At 39.2% G+C, this 18,983-nt stretch carries 12 protein-coding genes; 9 read left to right on the plus strand and 3 right to left on the minus strand.

Going from position 1 to position 18,983, the window contains the following annotated elements; translation table 11 throughout:
* Positions 1-138: 138 nt before the first annotated feature.
* The 9 genes from ACK1I8_RS02050 (at position 139) to ACK1I8_RS02090 (ending at position 14,618) form a co-directional block, all read left to right on the plus strand.
* Entirely contained in the window at positions 139-3,048 is a 2,910-nt protein-coding gene (locus ACK1I8_RS02050; RefSeq protein ID WP_412467707.1) for a TonB-dependent receptor domain-containing protein, read from the plus strand.
* A gap of 295 nt (positions 3,049-3,343) precedes the next feature.
* On the plus strand, positions 3,344-5,806 hold the full coding sequence (locus ACK1I8_RS02055) for a glycoside hydrolase family 31 protein (RefSeq protein ID WP_412467708.1): 2,463 nt from the start codon (positions 3,344-3,346) through the stop codon (positions 5,804-5,806).
* Positions 5,807-5,868: 62 nt separating this feature from the next.
* A complete protein-coding gene (glgB, locus tag ACK1I8_RS02060; RefSeq protein ID WP_412467709.1) occupies positions 5,869-7,833 on the plus strand; it encodes a 1,4-alpha-glucan branching protein GlgB in 1,965 nt (654 codons plus the stop codon).
* A 668-nt stretch (positions 7,834-8,501) separates the two neighbouring features.
* A complete protein-coding gene (locus ACK1I8_RS02065) occupies positions 8,502-10,649 on the plus strand; it encodes an Ig-like domain-containing protein (protein WP_412467710.1) in 2,148 nt (715 codons plus the stop codon).
* Positions 10,650-10,685: 36 nt separating this feature from the next.
* Positions 10,686-11,411, plus strand: coding sequence for a hypothetical protein (locus ACK1I8_RS02070; protein WP_412467711.1), 726 nt, complete (start codon positions 10,686-10,688; stop codon positions 11,409-11,411).
* Positions 11,412-11,439: 28 nt separating this feature from the next.
* Positions 11,440-12,375 (plus strand): gliding motility-associated C-terminal domain-containing protein, encoded by a 936-nt coding sequence (locus tag ACK1I8_RS02075; protein ID WP_412467712.1) that lies wholly within the window; start codon positions 11,440-11,442, stop codon positions 12,373-12,375.
* Positions 12,376-12,396: 21 nt separating this feature from the next.
* Entirely contained in the window at positions 12,397-13,368 is a 972-nt protein-coding gene (locus tag ACK1I8_RS02080; RefSeq protein ID WP_412467713.1) for a type IX secretion system membrane protein PorP/SprF, read from the plus strand.
* Positions 13,369-13,590: 222 nt separating this feature from the next.
* Positions 13,591-13,911 carry a hypothetical protein gene (locus tag ACK1I8_RS02085; protein WP_412467714.1) on the plus strand — a complete coding sequence of 107 codons (321 nt, stop codon included), beginning with the start codon at positions 13,591-13,593 and terminating at the stop codon, positions 13,909-13,911.
* A gap of 218 nt (positions 13,912-14,129) precedes the next feature.
* The gene (locus ACK1I8_RS02090) at positions 14,130-14,618 is read left to right on the plus strand and encodes a Crp/Fnr family transcriptional regulator (protein ID WP_412467715.1); all 489 of its coding nucleotides are present in this window, start codon (positions 14,130-14,132) and stop codon (positions 14,616-14,618) included.
* Between the two features lie 486 nt (positions 14,619-15,104).
* On the opposite strand, the gene ACK1I8_RS02095 is transcribed toward ACK1I8_RS02090, so the two are convergent.
* The 3 genes from ACK1I8_RS02095 to ACK1I8_RS02105 form a co-directional block, all read right to left on the minus strand.
* Entirely contained in the window at positions 15,105-16,304 is a 1,200-nt protein-coding gene (locus ACK1I8_RS02095) for an ATP-binding protein (protein ID WP_412467716.1), read from the minus strand.
* Between the two features lie 830 nt (positions 16,305-17,134).
* Positions 17,135-18,133, minus strand: a complete 999-nt coding sequence (gap, locus tag ACK1I8_RS02100) for a type I glyceraldehyde-3-phosphate dehydrogenase (protein ID WP_412467717.1) — start codon at positions 18,131-18,133, stop codon at positions 17,135-17,137.
* 6 nt (positions 18,134-18,139) lie between these two features.
* Positions 18,140-18,982: a hypothetical protein gene (locus ACK1I8_RS02105; protein ID WP_412467718.1), complete on the minus strand. Its 843-nt coding sequence runs from the start codon at positions 18,980-18,982 to the stop codon at positions 18,140-18,142.
* Position 18,983: the final 1 nt, after the last annotated feature.

An 18,983-nucleotide genomic window follows, 5' to 3' on the forward strand; every position in this document is an offset into this window, starting at 1 on the left:
GCAAAATACAACAAACTGTATATCAATCAAAATTATAATTTGTTTTGAAATTATTATGCTTACACCATTTGCTAAATTAAAAAAAAGAGTTTAAGTTTAGATAACTAATAATACAAACAACCAAATTAACAATCGCTTATGAGCAGAATTTTTACAAAGATCTTTTATGTGTTATTGTTTGTGTTTGCTGGTAATATGGCAGCAAGTGCACAGCGTATTACGGTGAGCGGAACCGTAGTAGACAAGCAATCCAAAGAAGGATTGGCTGGGGTTAGTTTAACCATTAAAGGCCAATCTGGTGGTACGGCGTCTACAGCCAATGGAACTTTTAGCTTTAGTACAATGGCAAAAGTACCTTTTACTTTGGTGGCATCTTATGTTGGCTATGGCACAGTAGAACAGCAGATTAACGGAAGTACATCTAGTATTAATCTCGAAATGGAAACTGCAGTTGTATTGGGAGGTGATGTGGTGGTTTCTGCTTCGCGTACGCCCGAACGTATTTTAGAGTCGCCGGTGTCCATCGAGCGGATGAGTGCTGCCGCCATTAGGGAAATTGCTGCTCCATCCTTTTACGATGCCTTAAACAATATGAAAGGCGTAGAAAGCAGCATGCAGAGTTTAACTTTTAAATCGATCAATACACGGGGTTTTAATTCAAATGGAAATACGCGTTTCAACCAATATATCGATGGAATGGATAATCAGGCCCCGGGGCTAAATTTTTCTGTAGGTAATATCGTAGGGATTACCGAGCTTGATGTAGATAATGTGGAACTTTTGCCAGGTGCTTCATCTGCACTTTATGGAGCAGGCGGTATCAGTGGTACATTGTTAATGACTTCGAAAGATCCTTTTAAATATCCCGGAGCCAGCTTTCAATACAAAACAGGCGTAAACCATGTTAACGATAATAACAGTACGGTACAACCTTTTAACCAATTGGATGTTCGTATGGCTAAATCATGGAACAATAAATTTGGGGTAAAAGCCGCATTTTCATTCCTGCAGGCTAAAGACTGGTTTGGGAATAACTATTCAAATTTCGACCGGATTGCCCGAACAGCTAAAGCTGGCGACCGAAACAGCGATACTAATTACGACGGAGTAAATGTTTATGGAGATGAGGTAAGCCAGAATATGAGAAATGTGGCGCTAAGCGTTCAGAATGCAACAATTTCTGGGATTAATGTTGGTTCAGGCGGTTTAATCCCAAACATTAAAACAGCTATGGATGGAGCTTTCGGAGCGGCTATTCCAACTGCGGCGCAACAGGCGGGGTTTCTTGCAAGTTTGCCGGCTGCACTACGACCTGCAGTGCAAAATTATCTACCGTTTTATGTGGGCTTAAAAGCTAATTTGATTCCTGATCAGAATGTATCCAGAACGGGTTATAATGAAGAAAATCTGGTTGATTATAATACCAAGTCATTAAAAGCTTCTGGCGCATTATACTACAATATCAGTAATACAATTCAGGCTGTAGCACAGGCCAATTGGGGTACAGGAACTTCTGTATATACCGGTTCTGATCGTTACTCCTTGCGCAATTTTAACATTGGCCAATATAAACTGGAAGTAAAAGGCGAAGATTTTTTTGTTAAAGCGTACACCACCCAGGAGCGCTCGGGCGATTCCTATATTTCATCTATTTTAGGTAGTTATATCAATGAACTTTCGAAACCATCTACAACCTGGTTTCCACAATATATTGGCAATTATGTTGGTGCCAGGGCTGCCGGGCAGGGCGATGCTGCTGCGCATGCTTTAGCCAGAAATGCTGCTAACCAGGGCCGTTTTGAGCCAGGTTCACCTCAGTTTAATCAGGCAAAAGATCAGATTATGAATACCACTATCAGTGCTTCTGATCCATCGAAAGGTATTTATGGTGCAAAATTCGATGATAAATCAAACCTGTATCATTATGAAGGAATGTACAACTTCACCAATCTTTTTGATAAAGTGGTAGAATTACAGGTTGGTGCCTCTTATCGCCTTTATGATTTAAATTCAGCCGGAACCATTTTTAACGACTTAATTAATTCAATCGACATTAAAGAATACGGTGCATTTGGGCAAATCGGTAAAAAGTTCTTTAATGATAAGGTTAAACTTACCTTTGCTGGTCGTTATGATAAAAGTCAAAACTTTGAAGGCCGTTTTACACCAAGGATCACCGGCGTGTTTACGGTTGCCAAAGATAACAACATCAGGGTTTCATATCAAACCGGCTACCGTAACCCAACTACGCAGAACCAATATATCGATTTATCTGTTGGTGGAGGTTCGCAACGTTTAATTGGCGGTTTGCCAGAAATTATGTTCGGTAAGTACCGTTTAGATGTCAATAAGCCCTATACCGATGTGAGTTACCGTGCATTTTTGGCATCGGCTGCGGCTACGGGGACGCCAAACCCGGCACTTTTGCAACAATATAATTTTGATGCAAAGGGTGTTCGTCCTGAAAGTGTGCAATCTTATGAATTAGGTTACAAAGGTTTGGTATTGCCTAATTTACTCATCGATGCTTATGGTTATTATAATATTTATAAAGATTTTATCACTGCGGTTGATGTTTACCAGAATGTAAACGGAAGTTTTGTTAAATTCGGTGTCCCGGTTAATGCAGAAGGCGAAGTCACTTCTTATGGCGCTGCTTTAGGTTTGGATTACCTGATAGGTAAATGGAACATGAGCGGTAATGTTTCTTACAACCAGATTGGCGATTTGCCGGTTAATTATATTAATGATTTTAATACGCCTAAAATCCGCTATAACTTAGGTTTGGGCAATAAAGAAATCATTAAAAATTTTGGTTTTAACGTTTCTTACCGTTGGCAAGATCAGTTTTACTGGAATTCTTCTTTCGCTTCAGGGCAGGTACCTGCATACAGTTCTTTAGATGCACAGGTGAGTTTAAGAATTCCATCAGTACAATCAGTTGTTAAATTAGGTGGTTCTAATGTGTTGAATAAATATTATATCACGTCTTATGGTAATCCTATGGCTGGCGCAATCTATTATGTTGGATTAACCTTTAATCCATAATTAACTTATTGATTTTTAAGCCCGCTGTATACCAATTCAGCGGGCTTTTTTGTTTAAAGGCAGTCGAATTCAAATCGGATATAAATTCATGAAATGGCCTGCTTTTGATCAGTCTGAATCTAATTTTTATACTTGATGCATGACTAACAAAGATTGTCTTAGTGTAAATAATACACTTTAATCAACAGGCATTGAAAAAAAGCTTGATCCCTTTTAATAAAATATTTGTATTATAGTACCTTCTTAAGCATATTTAGGTTTAAGAGCTAGGAATATAAAATTTGAATAAATAAGGATGGAAGCGCAAAACGATAAACCTAACGAGGCAAGCGATCTGATCGAAAAGGAACAGGAAGTGCAGCATTTAAACAATCCAGTTGATATATCGGTAAAACCAATTGTTAAACAATACCTTGGTGAGGTAAAAAAAATAAAGAAAGAAGGGAACCGTTTTTATTTTTCTGATGGTGATGCGAGAGTAGAAATACGTGTGGTAAGCGACGAAATAATAAGGGTACGTTTGGCTCCACATGGCGTTTTTCTCGATGATTTCTCCTACGCAGTACCAGCAGTAGACCAGAAGGTTTCTGTTTTTAAAATGCAGGAACACGATGATCATTATACGATTTCTACTCATGCTGTAACCTGCAAAATAGAAAAGGCAAATTTCCATATTTCTTTCCACGATAATATTACCAATGTGATGATGGTTGATGAAGCCAATTCTATGCACTGGGAAGAAAATGTGGATTTTGGCGGTTATTACATTTATGCAACTAAAAAATGCCATCCTGAAGAAAATTTCTTTGGTTTGGGTGATAAATCGGGTAATTTCAACCTGCGAGGCAGGCGCTTCGAAAACTGGAATACTGACGCTTATTCCTATGGTTGGAACCAGGATCCCCTATACCGTACCATACCATTTTATATTGGGTTGCATAACCAGGCCGCTTACGGCATTTTTTTCGATAATACCTTTAAATCATACTTCGATTTCGGTTCAGAAGATGTGAATAAAACCAGTTTCTGGGCTGATGGTGGCGAATTGCAGTATTACTACATTCACGGGCCGCATATCATGGATGTGGTTAAGCGTTATGCTACTTTAACGGGTACCCATCCTATGCCGCCAAAATGGACTTTAGGTTATCAGCAATGCCGCTGGAGCTACTATCCGGAAACTAAGGTTAAAGAAATAGCCAGACAGTTTAGGGAACGTAAAATTCCCTGCGATGCCATTTATCTGGATATCGACTATATGGACGGCTATCGCTGTTTTACCTGGAATAAAAAATACTTTCCCGATCCGCAGAGAATGATTAAGGAGCTTTCTGATGATGGTTTTAAAACCGTGGTGATGATCGATCCCGGTATTAAGGTAGACGACGATTACTGGGTATTTAAGGAGGGGAAAGAGAAAAGATTTTTCTGTCGCCGAAGCGACGATTATTATATGGAAGGGCATGTTTGGCCTGGCCGCTGCCAGTTCCCCGATTTTACCAACCCTAAAGTACGTACCTGGTGGGGTAATTTATACAAAGAGCTGGTAGATATGGGGGTAGCCGGTTTCTGGAATGATATGAACGAGCCTGCGGTATTTGGTTCGGGTACCTTCCCCAATGATGTACGCCACAATTATGACGGTTACCGTGGCTCGCACCGCAAAGCACACAACGTTTACGGTATGCAGATGGTTCGTTCTACTTACGAAGGGCTTAAAAAACTCATGCGCAACAAGCGTCCGTTTACCATTACAAGAGCTGGCTATTCGGGTATGCAACGCTACGCCAGCGTATGGACTGGTGACAATATTGCCACCTGGGAACACTTAAAGATTGGAAACATCCAGTGTCAGCGTTTATCGGTTTCTGGTGTACCTTTCTGCGGAACAGATATCGGCGGGTTTAGCGGTGAGCCTGACGGCGAATTGTTTAGCCGCTGGATTCAATTGGGCACGTTCTCGCCCTTTATGCGTGCCCACTCTGCTGGAGATACAGCCGAGCGCGAACCCTGGAGCTTTGGTGAGTTTTTTGAAAACATTAACCGCAAGTTTATTGAACTCAGGTACCGTTTAATGCCTTACCTGTATTCAGTGTTCTGGGAGCATCACCGTTATGGCTTCCCGATTTTGAGGCCGTTGGTCATGCTTGAGCAGGAGAATATCAGCAACAGTTTCCGTCAGGATGAGTTTTGCTATGGTGATAAACTTTTGATCTGTCCGGTACTGGAGCAGGGAGCCATTTCACGTAAAGTTTACCTGCCTAAAGGTACCTGGTATAATTTCTGGACCAATCAGATTTTAGAAGGCGGTAACGAATATACCGTTGATGCCAAGATAGACAGCATGCCGATGTTTGTGCGCGCAGGTGCTGTTTTGCCAGAATATCCGGTAATGCAGTATGTGGATGAAAAATCGATTACGGAAGTGATTTTAAATATCTATCCTAGTGATTACGAGGTGAATTCATACATGTACGAAGACCATGGTGATACCTTTGCTTACGAACAGGATATTTACCTCGAAAAGAAATTTACCGTTAAAGGCGATATGCAGGCACTAAAGATAAACCAGCGTATTGAAGGGTTATATACGCCGAATTATGAGTTTTATGTTTGTAATGTTATTGGTGTGAAATTCCAGGTGAAAAAAATTATTATTGATAATAAAGAAATCACCGATTTTTATACTGACGACCAGCAAATATTGCATTTCAAATGCAACAAAAATTTCTCCGAAATACAGATTTTAAGTCTGTAAATCTTTTAGCCCCAAATGTTGTTTAGCATTCGGGGCTAAATTTATCTAGCCAAGAAACAGCTATGCCATCAACCAAAAAAGTTACTGCAAAAAAAGCAGCTTTAGCCAAAACCAATCATACAAAAGCGGTTTGGGTACACAGTTTATTTACCAATTACGATATTGATCTTTTTCTGGTTGGAAAGCATTTTAGGCTCTACGAGAAAATGGGTTCGCACCTCATCACAGTTGATGGTACAGCTGGGGCTTATTTTTCAGTATGGGCACCTAACGCCATTGCTGTAAGTGTGGTGGGTAACTTTAACGGTTGGACTAATACCTCACACGGCTTGAACAAAAGATGGGATAAATCCGGTATCTGGGAGGGTTTTATTCCAGGGATAAGCAAAGGTGAAGTTTATAAGTATTTTGTAAAAGGCTTTGATGATGCTGAACATTTAAAAGGCGATCCTTATGCACGTAGGTGGGAGCATCCGCCTCAAACCGCCTCTATTGTTTGGGATACCGATTACACCTGGAAAGACAAAACCTGGCTAAACAAAAGAGCGAAGCTAAATGCTTTAGACCAACCAATATCGGTATACGAAGTGCATTTAGGCTCCTGGGAACGCGATCCGGACAATCCAGAACGCGTTTTAACCTGCAGGGAAGTGGCCGGCAGGTTAGTGCCGTATGTGAAGGAAATGGGTTTTACGCACGTAGAACTGATGCCTGTAATGGAGTTTCCATTTTTCCCGAGCTGGGGCTACCAGATAACCGGGTATTTTGCGGCAAGCTCACGCTACGGTTCACCACAGGATTTAATGTATCTTATTGATGCACTGCATAAAGCCAATATTGCGGTAATATTGGATTGGGTACCTTCTCATTTTCCGGGTGATAGACATGGTTTATATGAATTTGACGGAACTCACCTTTACGAGCATGCTGATATGCGTAAAGGATTTCATCCGGACTGGAAATCATATATCTTTAATTACGATAGGAATGAGGTAAGGTCTTTTCTCATCAGTAATGCTATATTTTGGCTGGATCAATACCATGCTGACGGATTAAGGGTAGATGCAGTGGCTTCGATGTTATATTTCAATTTCTCGAGAGAAGATGGAGACGCTGCAACCAATGAGTATGGTGGAAGTGAAAACCTTGGAGCTATACAGTTTTTGCAGGATCTGAACGTTGCTGTTTATGGAAATTTTGAAGGCATACAAACTATTGCAGAAGAAAGCAGTACTTACCCTGGTGTTACCCATCCTGTACACACCGGTGGATTGGGTTTCGGCATGAAATGGATGATGGGCTGGATGAACGATACTTTAAAGTATTTCAAGGTAGACACTTTGGCTAGGAAACACCACCACCACCAGTTAAGTTTTAGCATGACTTATGCTTTTACCGAAAATTTCATGCTACCTTTCTCTCATGATGAGGTAGTACATGGTAAATCGCCGATGCTTTATAAAATGCCCGGCGACGACTGGCAGAAATTCGCCAATTTAAGGGCACTTTATGGTTACATGTTTACCCACCCGGGAGCAAAACTGCTATTTATGGGTAACGAGTTTGGTCAAACCAATGAGTGGAACTTTACGCAGTCATTAGATTGGCATTTACTACAATACGCTCCGCATAAAGGCATGCAGGAAACAGTTAAAGCCTTAAATTTTCTGTATCGCAAAGAACCTGCATTGTATCATTTTAATTTTAGTTACGAAGGTTTTCAATGGATTGATGCCGATAATGCAAATGAATCTATATTTGTGTACATGCGCAAGGGGCCAAAGGCTAAAGATACTTTGGTTATTGCCATAAACTTAACCCCGGTGGTTCGTGAGAATTATAGAATTGGCGTGCCGTTTAAAACCAAATGGAGGGAGATTTTTAATACAGATGATATTGTTTATTATGGTGGCGGTATTAACAACAGAGGAGATATCGTTCCAGATCTAAAAGCGTATAATGGACAAAAATATTCAATCCTTGTCGATTTGCCACCTTTGGCCGTAGTGATTTTTAAAAGCAAATAAAAAACATTACTGATTGTATCTCTTCAAAACCTGAGTATGTTTGGAGAGATGGCCATTACTTTAAATAAGAAAAGCTTCCCATTACTGGAAAGCTTTCTTAAGCACTGGAGTGGAAGCTTCCAGAGCGGGTGCAAATATACAATAACCTTTGTTTTTTGCAAGCATTATTAAGTTATAAATTGTAATGTTTGATAATGAGTATTCCTAATAGTTGTTTAATTGTCTTTCAGTATAGCTCCAATATTACATTAAATTGGATTAATTTATTGCCATCGGCCACAATTCGGCTGTTTTGTGAGGTACGATATTTTGCATCAACAAACTAAGTATCCTTAACCATAGCCTGGAATATTGCAGGTCATATCAATCAATCGGCATGAAAAAGGAAGCTTAATAAAAAGGCCAAATTTTTATTCCCGAAATCAAATCCATAAAATTAGGTTTAAAACAATTTAGGTTATTGATAAATATCAATAAAGATATGCTTTTACGTATCTGTAAAGGTATTAATGGATAATTTGGAACGGATAATGTAGCATTGACTCGTGCTGGATTTATATCACGAGCAAACAAACAGATTTAAGTTAATACGCTATCCCGAATTTACATTGAAAAGGCGCTCTTGTCTATCTTTATTGGTGTTTGTGCTGTTTTTAATACCTACGTATTTGTATGCGCAGTGTGAAAATACAGTACGTACTTATGCAAACTTTCAGGGGTCATATCTTGATGGAATGGGTATTTCAGGTGCAAATTTGTATGGTAATATCATTGATGCACCTAATGCAGTTAACGGAGTAGTTAAAGATGCGTCAACTTTGTCCGTTCCGATCGGGGTTCTTGGGCTTACAGGTTCAGCTACGCAATTTCTGGAATTTACTACTGATGGTACCAATACCGGCAAACGTACCATTGCAGCAAACACCACTGTAACCATTAAACTGGCGTTACCAAAGGAGCTTCTTGGACTTTTGAGCAGCTTTGAGATTGGAAGTTTCACTGATCTACATGCTGTTGCAGAAAATAAGCCCCTGATCGGTTATGGATATGATTCCGGCTATGAGGCAACGAAAAATCCGATTTATAGCGCAGCGAATATTGCCGGAGTGATCAGCGGGGCAGGAGAGATGGAAATAGCGGTAACACCTACGCAGGATTTTAACGGAATATATATCAGGATTGCAGGTGCGGTAACATCCACAGCTTTATCATTAAAGGTTTTCCACGCTTATATTATGGAGCCTGGTACAGGATCAATCAACTGCGATGAAGCGATTGATGTACTTTCAGGTGTAAAACCAACTTCTTTAGGTGGTATTGCAAATCTAACCGGGAGTGTAACGGATCCCTTTAATGCTATTGATCCAGATCTTAATAGCTTCGCGCTGGTTGATCTCGGGGCCTCTGTGGTCAATGAGGTATATCTCACACCTATTTTTAATAAACCTTCACAGCCTGCCGATTCGGTCAGTATCATACTCGAAAATCCAGGTGGCGGAACATTGGATCTTAACCTTTTAACAGGTTTTACCATACAGCCCTATTTAAATGGAGTTAAGGCCGGGCCGGCATTTAAAAACACGAGTACATTTTTGAGCCTTAAATTACTTCCCGGATCAACAAGCAGATATATCTTGACATTTTTGGTAACTGATGTATACGACCGTTTAGAGATCACAATGGGCGGAATTACAGGTGCTTTTAGTCGTTTGAGGATATACGATGTTAAACGTAAGCTGGCAAAACCGCGTACACTGGCTGACCCTTCTGTTACTGATGAAAAAACGGTTTGTCAGGGGCAAATTGCCACTTTTTCTATTCAGAATGCGCAGGCCTGTACTAAATATCAGTGGTACGATGCCGAAACAGGAGGTAATTTAATATATACCGGTTTAACTTTCACACCGTCAAATATGCTTGCAGCAGGAACGTATAATTATTACGTGCAAGCAAGCAGAACATATTGTGCTACCACAGTTTCGGAACGGTTGAAGGTGAAATATAAGGTTAATCCATTGCCTACGCTAACAGTCCCAAATAGTATAATCTGTATCGGCTCTTCAACGGTACTCTCTGTCACTGCTCCTGATGGCGATTATACTTATAACTGGTATTCGTCTCCTTCTGGGGGAACACCTTTTAATACTGGTACTACTTATACCACACCAGTCTTAACAGCAACTACTGTTTATTATGTAGAAGCAGTAAACAAAGTAACCGGATGTAAAAATGCAGGTGGTGTCCAGCCTGTAGAAGTTAAAGTAAAACAATATGCTCCTGTACCGGCAATAAATGGTGAAGCGAGCATGTGTGCAGGAACAAGTGCAACATTTACAAATGTTTATCCAAACGGAACATGGAGTACGGGCAATGTATCCATTGCAACAGTAGATGCGGCAGGTAAAGTTAGTGCAGTGGCTGCTGGTAATACAGTAATTAGTTATACTGTTGCTGATGATGCTACTTATTGTGGCGAAAAAATAGATTTTCCTTTAACTGTAAATCCACAGCCCGATTTAACCTTGGGACCAAATGCAGGTATTTGTGAGGGATTGACCACAGCCACAATTACTTACACCAATCCTGTTTTTAATCCGATAACTTATAGTATTAATTGGGCAGGGAATTCGTTGCCCGCTGTCCTAAATAAGGCTTTATCTCCAAATGAAATTACCATTACGATCCCATCAACTACTCCTGTTTCGGTGTACCACGGCGTTTTGAGCATCAAAAATGCAAATGGCTGCGAACGGCTTATACCTTTTAGCTTTAGGGTAAAGCTTGTGCCACATAAACCAATAGTATCTATTAACTAACAGCAAATAAATCAATTATTCCATACCATTAAAATCATGACAAAAAAAACTACAAAATGTAACCTAAGAATCTTTATATTCTTGATGTGCTTATTACCGCTCGGCGCTTTCGCACAAACGCCAAATGTATACCTTTGTGGAGCTGGTACTGTAAAACTAACGCCAACATTTACAGGTTATACTCCTGTAGCGGGTGATAAAATTGTTTGGACTGTTGATAATGCTGCTCAATCTCCTATAGTTTATGCAACAGCAGCAGATATTGTTTTTAATGTACCGGCAACATTGCCTGCAGGAACACATACTTATTCGGTTCAGGTTATACCGGCTGATGCAAATCTTTGTCCTAGTGACGCTTCAGACAATACTGTTGTTGAAAAGCTGCCGCCTCCTGCAATTACCGTAACCGCTCCGGGAAGTGTTTATTGTACAGATCAGACGGCTACAACAGTAATTACTGCTGCTAAAGACGCAGCGCTTACTTTGCCAACAGGTGTATCGTTGGTATATGCATGGTCTGCAACCAAAGGCGGTGTGGCAGTTACCGATCTTACCACTCTGGGTACTCAATCAGGAACAAATAATGAACTATTTACTTTAAAAGCAGGTGTCTCGCCAGATACTTATGTATTTTCGGCTAATGGTAAATATTCGGTAGGTGCAGCTCTTATTGTGCCATCTACAAGTTGTACAGCAACAGCGGGTAAGGCCATAACGGTTACTGCCAAACCGGGCAAAGCAACGATCTCTGTAGCACCATAGCTATTCCCGAGCTGGTTTAATCATGATAATGTTTAATAGATTTGGAGTATTTGTATTCAGTGTGCTGCTGCTTTCTGCTGTGGCATGTGCTGCACAATCGCCTAATCCGAACATATTTAAGCTTAAGCCAGGTGTCACCGTTAAACTTAGGGCCAATGGTTCAGGTGCTGCATCTTATCAATGGTTTAAAAATGGAGAAGCTATTTTAGGTGCAAACATGCAAGATTATGTGGTAAATACTGCGGGAAAATATACTGTGATTACTTTTAGTTCAGGTGGTTGTAGTTCAGATCTTTCTGAAGAGATGGAAGTGATTACCGAATCACAGATTTCATCGGACGTTTCCATTTTTAAAAGGTCTGAAAGCAGGCGGGTTCTTAATACAGAAGTATTTAAATACAATTTATTGGTTCGTAACAACGGGCCGGATATGGCTACCAATCTACAGGTTAAAGACAATCTTCCAGAAAATTTAACCTTTGTTGGTATAGAACCTGCTGTAGTTGGTACTGCGGGTTATAATGAGGAAACCAAAACGGTTTCCTGGGCTATACCGTCACTTGCCAACGGCAGTTTTGTGGAGCTGATCGTTCATGTAAGGTCAATTAAAACTGGCCACGTGATTAATAGTGCCACGGTTACGATTAATGAACCGGATCCCGATCCATCAAACAATACCTCCATTGATACCAAGGAAATCACCGGACTTAAAATACCAAATGTGTTTACACCAAACGGTGATGGAAAGAATGAAACCTTTTACATTGAACGGTTAGACTTTTATAGCGAAAACCAGCTTACCATTATCAACCGCTGGGGCAGTACAGTTTATGAAAAAAAAGGCTATTTGAACGATTGGACCGCGAATGGGCTGGTAGATGGAACTTATTTCTATGTGATCAGGGTGAAAACTCCAGATGCGCAATGGCAGGAATTTAAAGGTTATGTAACTGTGATGAGATAATGAAAGTTAAAAGGTGAGGATATGAAAAAGATAATGTTAACGATATTGTTAAATCTGCTCTATCTCTGTCTGTTCGCTCAGCAGAATGCTCAGTTTGGGCAATATATGTTCAATGGCTTGTACATCAATCCGGCTTATGCCGGTTATAAGGAGGAACTCTATATGCAGGCTTTTGTACGGGCGCAATGGACGGGTATTCAAGGCGCCCCGCAAACGCTTTCCATATCAGTAGATGAAGCAGTTAAAGAAGAAAGTTTAGGCTTGGGTTTATTGGTATCTAAAGATAAGATCGGTGCACAGAACTCGCTAAATTTATCAGGTAATTTTGCCTACCGGATAAAACTGGACCGCACTGAAACCAATGTACTTGCATTTGGTTTTGGAATCGGCGTGATGCAGTTGGGACTTAACGGTAGCTTGCTGGAGCCTGCAGAAACTGGCGACAAACGGATTCCTACCGGTTATGAAAGCAGAACTGTGCCAGATATCAGGGCAGGTATACATTATTCGAACGAGAAATTATTTATCGGCTTCTCTGCCAATAATCTGTTGACGCAGTATCTTCCTGTGTTCAGAGATAATAATCTACTTAGTATTACTTCAAAGCCGCATTTTTATTTAACGGCCGGCATGGTATTTCCTTTGCAAAATGACTTTATGTTCAAGCCCACTTTTTTAATCAAAGATGATCTGAACGGACCAACCTCATTGGATCTTAACGCTTTTTTAATGATCAGGGAGAAGCTCTGGTTAGGTGCGGCATATAGAACCACTGTAAAACTTTACCCTAAACCGGCATTACAAAATGATCTGAGAGCAAGAAGTGCCATCGGACTCATTATGGAGTTCTTTGTTCGCAACAATCTTCGGATTGGCTATGGTTATGATTATAGTTTAAATAAATTGAGTAACTATGATTATGGTTCTCATGAGCTATCCATAGGCTATTACTTGCAGACCGCAAAAAGCAGAAGACCAAAGTGTTACTTCTGATGCAAAATATCTGATTAATTAGTTTATAGTGCATTTATGTTGTTGAGTGTATATCGTTTGCACTTATTTTTAAAAAAAAACGAATAGGAGAACGTTTAGTTTATTGCGCTATTTAGTTAACGTTTTCAGACTGTATTTTTCTTACTCCATTCGGTTGTTTGATTTTATGAGCTGGCATAAACAAACAGCAAGCCGGGATGTTATTACGAATATCAGATACTCATGCATCCATTATATCAAATGAATACTCATCAGGAACTAAGCATTGGCTGTAAAGCTGAATTATCGGATGATAATTTCTTTTTTACTACCCTACAGGCTTATGATGGTGCGGCATTCAAAGCGTTTTATCACAGATATTCAGCAGCTGTTTATGGAAATATTATACGCCATGTGGATAATGAAGAAAAAGCTAAATTAATTTTAGAACAGACATTTTGCGAAGCTTGGCAATCTTTTCCACAATTTGATAAAACTAAACTTAGGATCTTTACGTGGATAAATCAACTGGCATTTCAAACCATCAAGAAGTCTACATTATAATGCTGTTAGTTTAAAAATCGTTCCAATAATCTATTATATTTTTATATTTCATTCGAAATTGCTATAATTAAGGGTCTAAAGTCTAACCCTATTTGTGTATGCTCGAATCCCGGAAGGCGTTTTTGGTAAACGCTATGTTAAACTATTTCACCCAGTTATGTCCCATAACATCTGGATTTATACAAAAAATAGAGAAAAATGCGGAGCCTCTTCTCATTATGAAGAATAAACACATTTTATCGCCTATTGATAATAATAATTCCATTTTTTTTGTGGTTTCAGGATTGGTAAGAGGTTTTATTAAAGACAGGAGTAAAGAGATTACTACCTGGATCAGCGTGGGCAATGAATTTGTCGGCGCAATCCAATATCCGGGTACTCCGCCGAAACCGTCTATAGAATATTTACAGGCATTGGCGAATTCAGAATTAGTTGCCATTCCATACTTATTAATAGATGAGCTTTACGCCGATTATCAGGAAACAAACATCATATGGCGAAAAATACTGGAAATCCAGTACCATGCAGCTTCAGAGCGATCGATGCTGGCACGCATCCCATCTGCTGAAAGGCGTTATGAAAAGTTTAGGGAGCTGAATTCTTTTGATATATCTATGGTACCCTTACGTTATTTGGCTACTTATCTGGGTATGCGCCTCGAAACGCTAAGCAGAATCCGGAGTAAGGTGGTTAGACGGGTGATTTAGCCCGACGAAAGATTTCGACCTTAATTAAGATGTGTCACCGAGTTTAAAGCGTAAATGTTTGTTTTTAATCGATTAAACAGAAGGAAAATTGATTTATTTGCAATTAATTTAAAAATCTTCATCAAATCTTAATTTTTCTGTCGTAATATTGTAGGCATAAGGGGTGAGAGCCTTATACAACTTCATAAGTTGAGAGCGTTAATTTAGATAAGGGATGTAGCCGGAGGTTACATCCCTTTTTTCTTCTGGCTTTGGATGTTATGTGGCAGGTATTTTCAGTTGCTTATTTTACAGCGATGATCCTTTTCGTGGCTTATCAGATACTTAGTGTTAAAATTCTTTTATTTTTATAAACCTAAGTTTGCTATGATCGCCAATTAATAATCAGTGTCGGTGAAACCTTTGATGCTTATGAAGTAATTTATTTCAAGGTCTTCTGAAATAAGTGATAAACAATTTGCGTTAATCCTTAATCAGTAGGCTTTCTTATTTTGGCAGGGAAATAAAAAATGAGCTGCCTAAATTTTTGCCCGCGCTCTTTGCCCATACTTTACCGCCATGCAGCTGCACTAATGTTTTAACAATATATAGCCCAATGCCATGAGAGCGTTCTTTTGCAGTTGGTACTGATGATAATTTGGCAAACTTGGTAAACAACTTGGTGATATCTTCTTTGTTCAGCCCCAAACCGTTGTCTTTAAATTCGAATATGATATTACCAGCGGTGGCACTGCAGATTATCTCTATGCTTGCACCTTCATGCGAATATTTAATCGCATTACTCAACAGGTTATTGAAAACATCATTTATACGTTCCTGGTCTACCTGGATATAGCCTTCAGTGTGGCAGGTTATCTTGAGCGTTTGTTGTTTTTGTTTTAGTGTAAAATCAAAAGTTGCAGCCGCCGTGTTGATCAGGTCCATTACTTTAACCGTTTCGAATTTGAGATCTATGGCAGCATTCTCATTTTTGGCTTCATTCAGCAGGTTATTCATTGTCTGCTCGATATTGCGGCCGGTTTGCTCAATTTTGTTGCCTAGAGACGCAAGTTTTTCCTTCGAAAGCAAACCTTTGTCCAAGAGCTGGCCATAAGCAATCAGCGATGTAGCCGGGTTTTTCATATCGTGGGCAAGCCGGTGCAAGCGGTCGTCGTAAGCACGTACCGAAATGCGGTTAATTAATCGTGATTCCAGTTTTTCAAGGGTAATCCTGGCCAACCATTTCAATACGCTTAGCTGGTCTTTGTCGATGTCATGCCTGGCTTTATTATCCATTACGCTAACAGCTCCAATTATAAAACCTTCCATTGTGGTAATTGGTGCGGCGGCATAAAACCGGATTCCATGATCCATTTTAACGTAAGCATTATTTTTTAATGCAATACAGGTTTTAGTATCTTCGATCAGGGTAATTTCATCCGATTGTAAAGCCAGGGTACATAAGCTATCTTTTTTCTTCATTACCGAAACCGGTATCAGACTGGTATTGGCTTTAAAATAAACTTGTGTATCATCGATAAACGAAATAAATGATCCGGCAGCTTTGAAGGCGGTCTTTGCTATCTCGGCAATCAGATCGAAAAGAAGTTCCGGGGGTGAATCTATAACGTCATAACGCCTAAGCTTGTTCAAACGCAGAGATTCGTATCTGGTTGTAGCAGTTGAGAGCTTTTTAAACTTACTCATGAAATGGAGGCTGTTTTAAAAATTTAGATAGTTGCGGTTTTTATCAAATATAGAACAAAGAAATTTTATCCGGGAATTTAGCTTAGTCAAATCAGGAATGTTGCAATTTGGTTGACCATAGTTACAAAAACTGATTGTGGGGTGGGAAATTGGGGGCTAACTTATTGTAAAGCAATTGTAACAACGGACGGTTATCTGCTTTTAATTATTAGTTAGATCATCCTACAAATAAAAAACCTGTATAAAAGAAAAGAGATACTCCATCCAGACGTATCTCTTTTTTCTAACCAAATATAAACCTGTTATGAGCCAGGCTTTGTCTTTAACTTTCTTTCTAAACCTTGGTTTATCCAGAAAGTGATTTATCTTTTTTCTTGATAATAAACATCGTTCCGTTTATTATGATACAAATATAGTAAAAAAAATGATAGTGTAAAAAATACACTAAGAAATTTTTAAGTATTTTTTTTGTCATTTTTTATTTCCTGTTCCTTTTTAGATAAAATTTAGGATTTAAAACGATGATCTTGCAAAGATAAGGCAAAAGTGTGTTAATAAAATGTTAAATATCTTTGATTTGTTTGTCTTTCAGCCGAAATTGGATTCGGTTACGGCCTGGAAATGAATTTTACCTCAATTTCTATCTGATTTTTTATTTTCAAATAGTTGCTAGCTAGATCTGTGATGTTAAATTTTGATAAAACAAACATTTTGTTTGTTTTTAGAACAAAATTTTTATTGATGAAGCATGTTTTCAAAATAAAAAGGCAACATTAATTGAATAATGTTGCCCTTAATATGATTCGAAATTGCTTTAAGCAATTTTTAAGTTACAAACTTGCGTAATATTCTACAAATTTGGCTAATGCAGAAGAGTATCCCCATTCGTTATCGTACCAAGATACCACTTTAACGAAGTTATCATTTAATGAAATACCAGCTTTAGCATCAAAAATCGAAGCATGGTCATCACCAATGAAGTCAGAAGAAACAACTTCATCTTCAGTATAAGCTAAAACGCCTTTTAATTCGCCTTCAGAAGCTGCTTTCATAGCGGCTTTAATCTGCTCATAAGTAGCTGGCTTTTCTAAACGTGCAGTTAAATCTACTACCGAAACATCGGCAACAGGAACACGGAAAGACATACCGGTTAATTTACCTTTTAATTCAGGTAATACCATGCCTACTGCTTTAGCAGCACCGGTAGAAGAAGGAATGATGTTAGAGAAACCGCCACGGCCACCTCTCCAGTCTTTAGCAGAAGGACCGTCAACAGTTTTTTGGGTTGCAGTTACGGCGTGGATGGTACTCATTAAACCTTCGATAATACCGAAGTTATCGTTTAAAACTTTAGCAATTGGCGCTAAACAGTTAGTAGTGCAAGATGCGTTAGAAACAATAGTTTGATCTGCAGTTAATTTATCGTGGTTAACACCCATTACATAAGTAGGGATATCGCTATCTTTGGCAGGTGCAGAGAAAACTACCTTTTTGGCACCTGCGGCGATGTGTTTTTCAGCATCAACACGGGTTAAGAACAAACCTGTTGATTCGATTACCACTTCAACACCTACAGCATCCCATTTTAAATCAGCAGGATTTCTTTCTGCAGTTACGCGGATGGTTTTGCCATTAACCACTAAGTTGCCATCAACAACATCAATAGTGCCATCAAATTTTCCATGCGTGGTATCATATTTTAACATGTATGCCATATAATCAGGCTCGATCAAATCGTTGATCGCTACAATATCCAATCCTCTTTTTAATGCAGCTCTGAAAACCAGTCTGCCAATACGGCCAAAGCCGTTTATTCCAATTTTGCTCATTGTTTGTTAATTAATGTAATGTTTTAATAAATTTTGTATTGGTTCTTTAATGATGCTTTTAATTTTTAGATCATACTTACCGGCTACAAACCTTAAGCGGTCTTCGAGTTCGGCAGCCACTTTCCCTACAATATGTAGTTCACTATCTTTATGTTTCAGTGATGTAGGCAGAATATATGTTTCAAAGTATTTTTCAAATCCCTCATCAATCAGCTTACTGATATACTCATGTTTGCTGTTATGGGTAATGAAATCGAAAAACGAAGTTAGAAATATATTAGCCTGTGGCTTATTGTAAATACGTTCCAGTATCTGAGGGCGGTCCAGATTATACGCCAATATAAATTTGGCCTCTATATCCTGTGGCATTTTTTTGCTTAAAAATTCTTTGAGCAGTATTTTCCCGAAATAATTTGATGAGCCTTCATCTCCCAGGATATAGCCTAATCCAAAATTGTTGTTCAGCGGTTTTTTCCCATCAAAATAGGCACAATTCGCCCCGCTGCCCAGCATGCCAACAATACCTGGCTGATTATAACAGGCGGCTTTGGCTGCACCGAATAAATCATTTTCGACTACGATTTTGCTGTATCTGAAAAATGACGCCAGGGTTTTGGCCAGTACTTCTTTTCTATCTGACGATGAAGCGCCGGCTGCAAAAAAATAAATCTTCTTGATATTTTCTGCATGGTTAACCAGGACAACTTTTTTGTTTAAAATCTGTAAAATTGTTTTCGGATCAACAAAGCAGGGATTTAGGCCGGTAGTATTACAATGCGCTACCACCTGTCCATTCCGGGTTATTTTCCAAAATGCCGTTTTCGATCCGCTATAAACAACTGCTACCATA

It is taken from the genome of Pedobacter sp. KLB.chiD (assembly GCF_047040275.1).
Taxonomy (GTDB): Bacteria; Bacteroidota; Bacteroidia; order Sphingobacteriales; family Sphingobacteriaceae; genus Pedobacter.

What these genes read in the sequence shown, in the direction of transcription:
- gap (WP_412467717.1), bottom strand. Translation starts at nt 18,133, where the DNA reads ATGAGCAAAATTGGAATAAACGGCTTTGGCCGTATTGGCAGACTGGTT.
- ACK1I8_RS02085 (WP_412467714.1), top strand. Translation starts at nt 13,591, where the DNA reads ATGCATCCATTATATCAAATGAATACTCATCAGGAACTAAGCATTGGC.
- ACK1I8_RS02080 (WP_412467713.1), top strand. Translation starts at nt 12,397, where the DNA reads ATGAAAAAGATAATGTTAACGATATTGTTAAATCTGCTCTATCTCTGT.
- ACK1I8_RS02055 (WP_412467708.1), top strand. Translation starts at nt 3,344, where the DNA reads ATGGAAGCGCAAAACGATAAACCTAACGAGGCAAGCGATCTGATCGAA.
- ACK1I8_RS02105 (WP_412467718.1), bottom strand. Translation starts at nt 18,982, where the DNA reads ATGGTAGCAGTTGTTTATAGCGGATCGAAAACGGCATTTTGGAAAATA.
- ACK1I8_RS02095 (WP_412467716.1), bottom strand. Translation starts at nt 16,304, where the DNA reads ATGAGTAAGTTTAAAAAGCTCTCAACTGCTACAACCAGATACGAATCT.
- ACK1I8_RS02090 (WP_412467715.1), top strand. Translation starts at nt 14,130, where the DNA reads ATGAAGAATAAACACATTTTATCGCCTATTGATAATAATAATTCCATT.
- ACK1I8_RS02070 (WP_412467711.1), top strand. Translation starts at nt 10,686, where the DNA reads ATGACAAAAAAAACTACAAAATGTAACCTAAGAATCTTTATATTCTTG.
- glgB (WP_412467709.1), top strand. Translation starts at nt 5,869, where the DNA reads ATGCCATCAACCAAAAAAGTTACTGCAAAAAAAGCAGCTTTAGCCAAA.
- ACK1I8_RS02050 (WP_412467707.1), top strand. Translation starts at nt 139, where the DNA reads ATGAGCAGAATTTTTACAAAGATCTTTTATGTGTTATTGTTTGTGTTT.
- ACK1I8_RS02075 (WP_412467712.1), top strand. Translation starts at nt 11,440, where the DNA reads ATGTTTAATAGATTTGGAGTATTTGTATTCAGTGTGCTGCTGCTTTCT.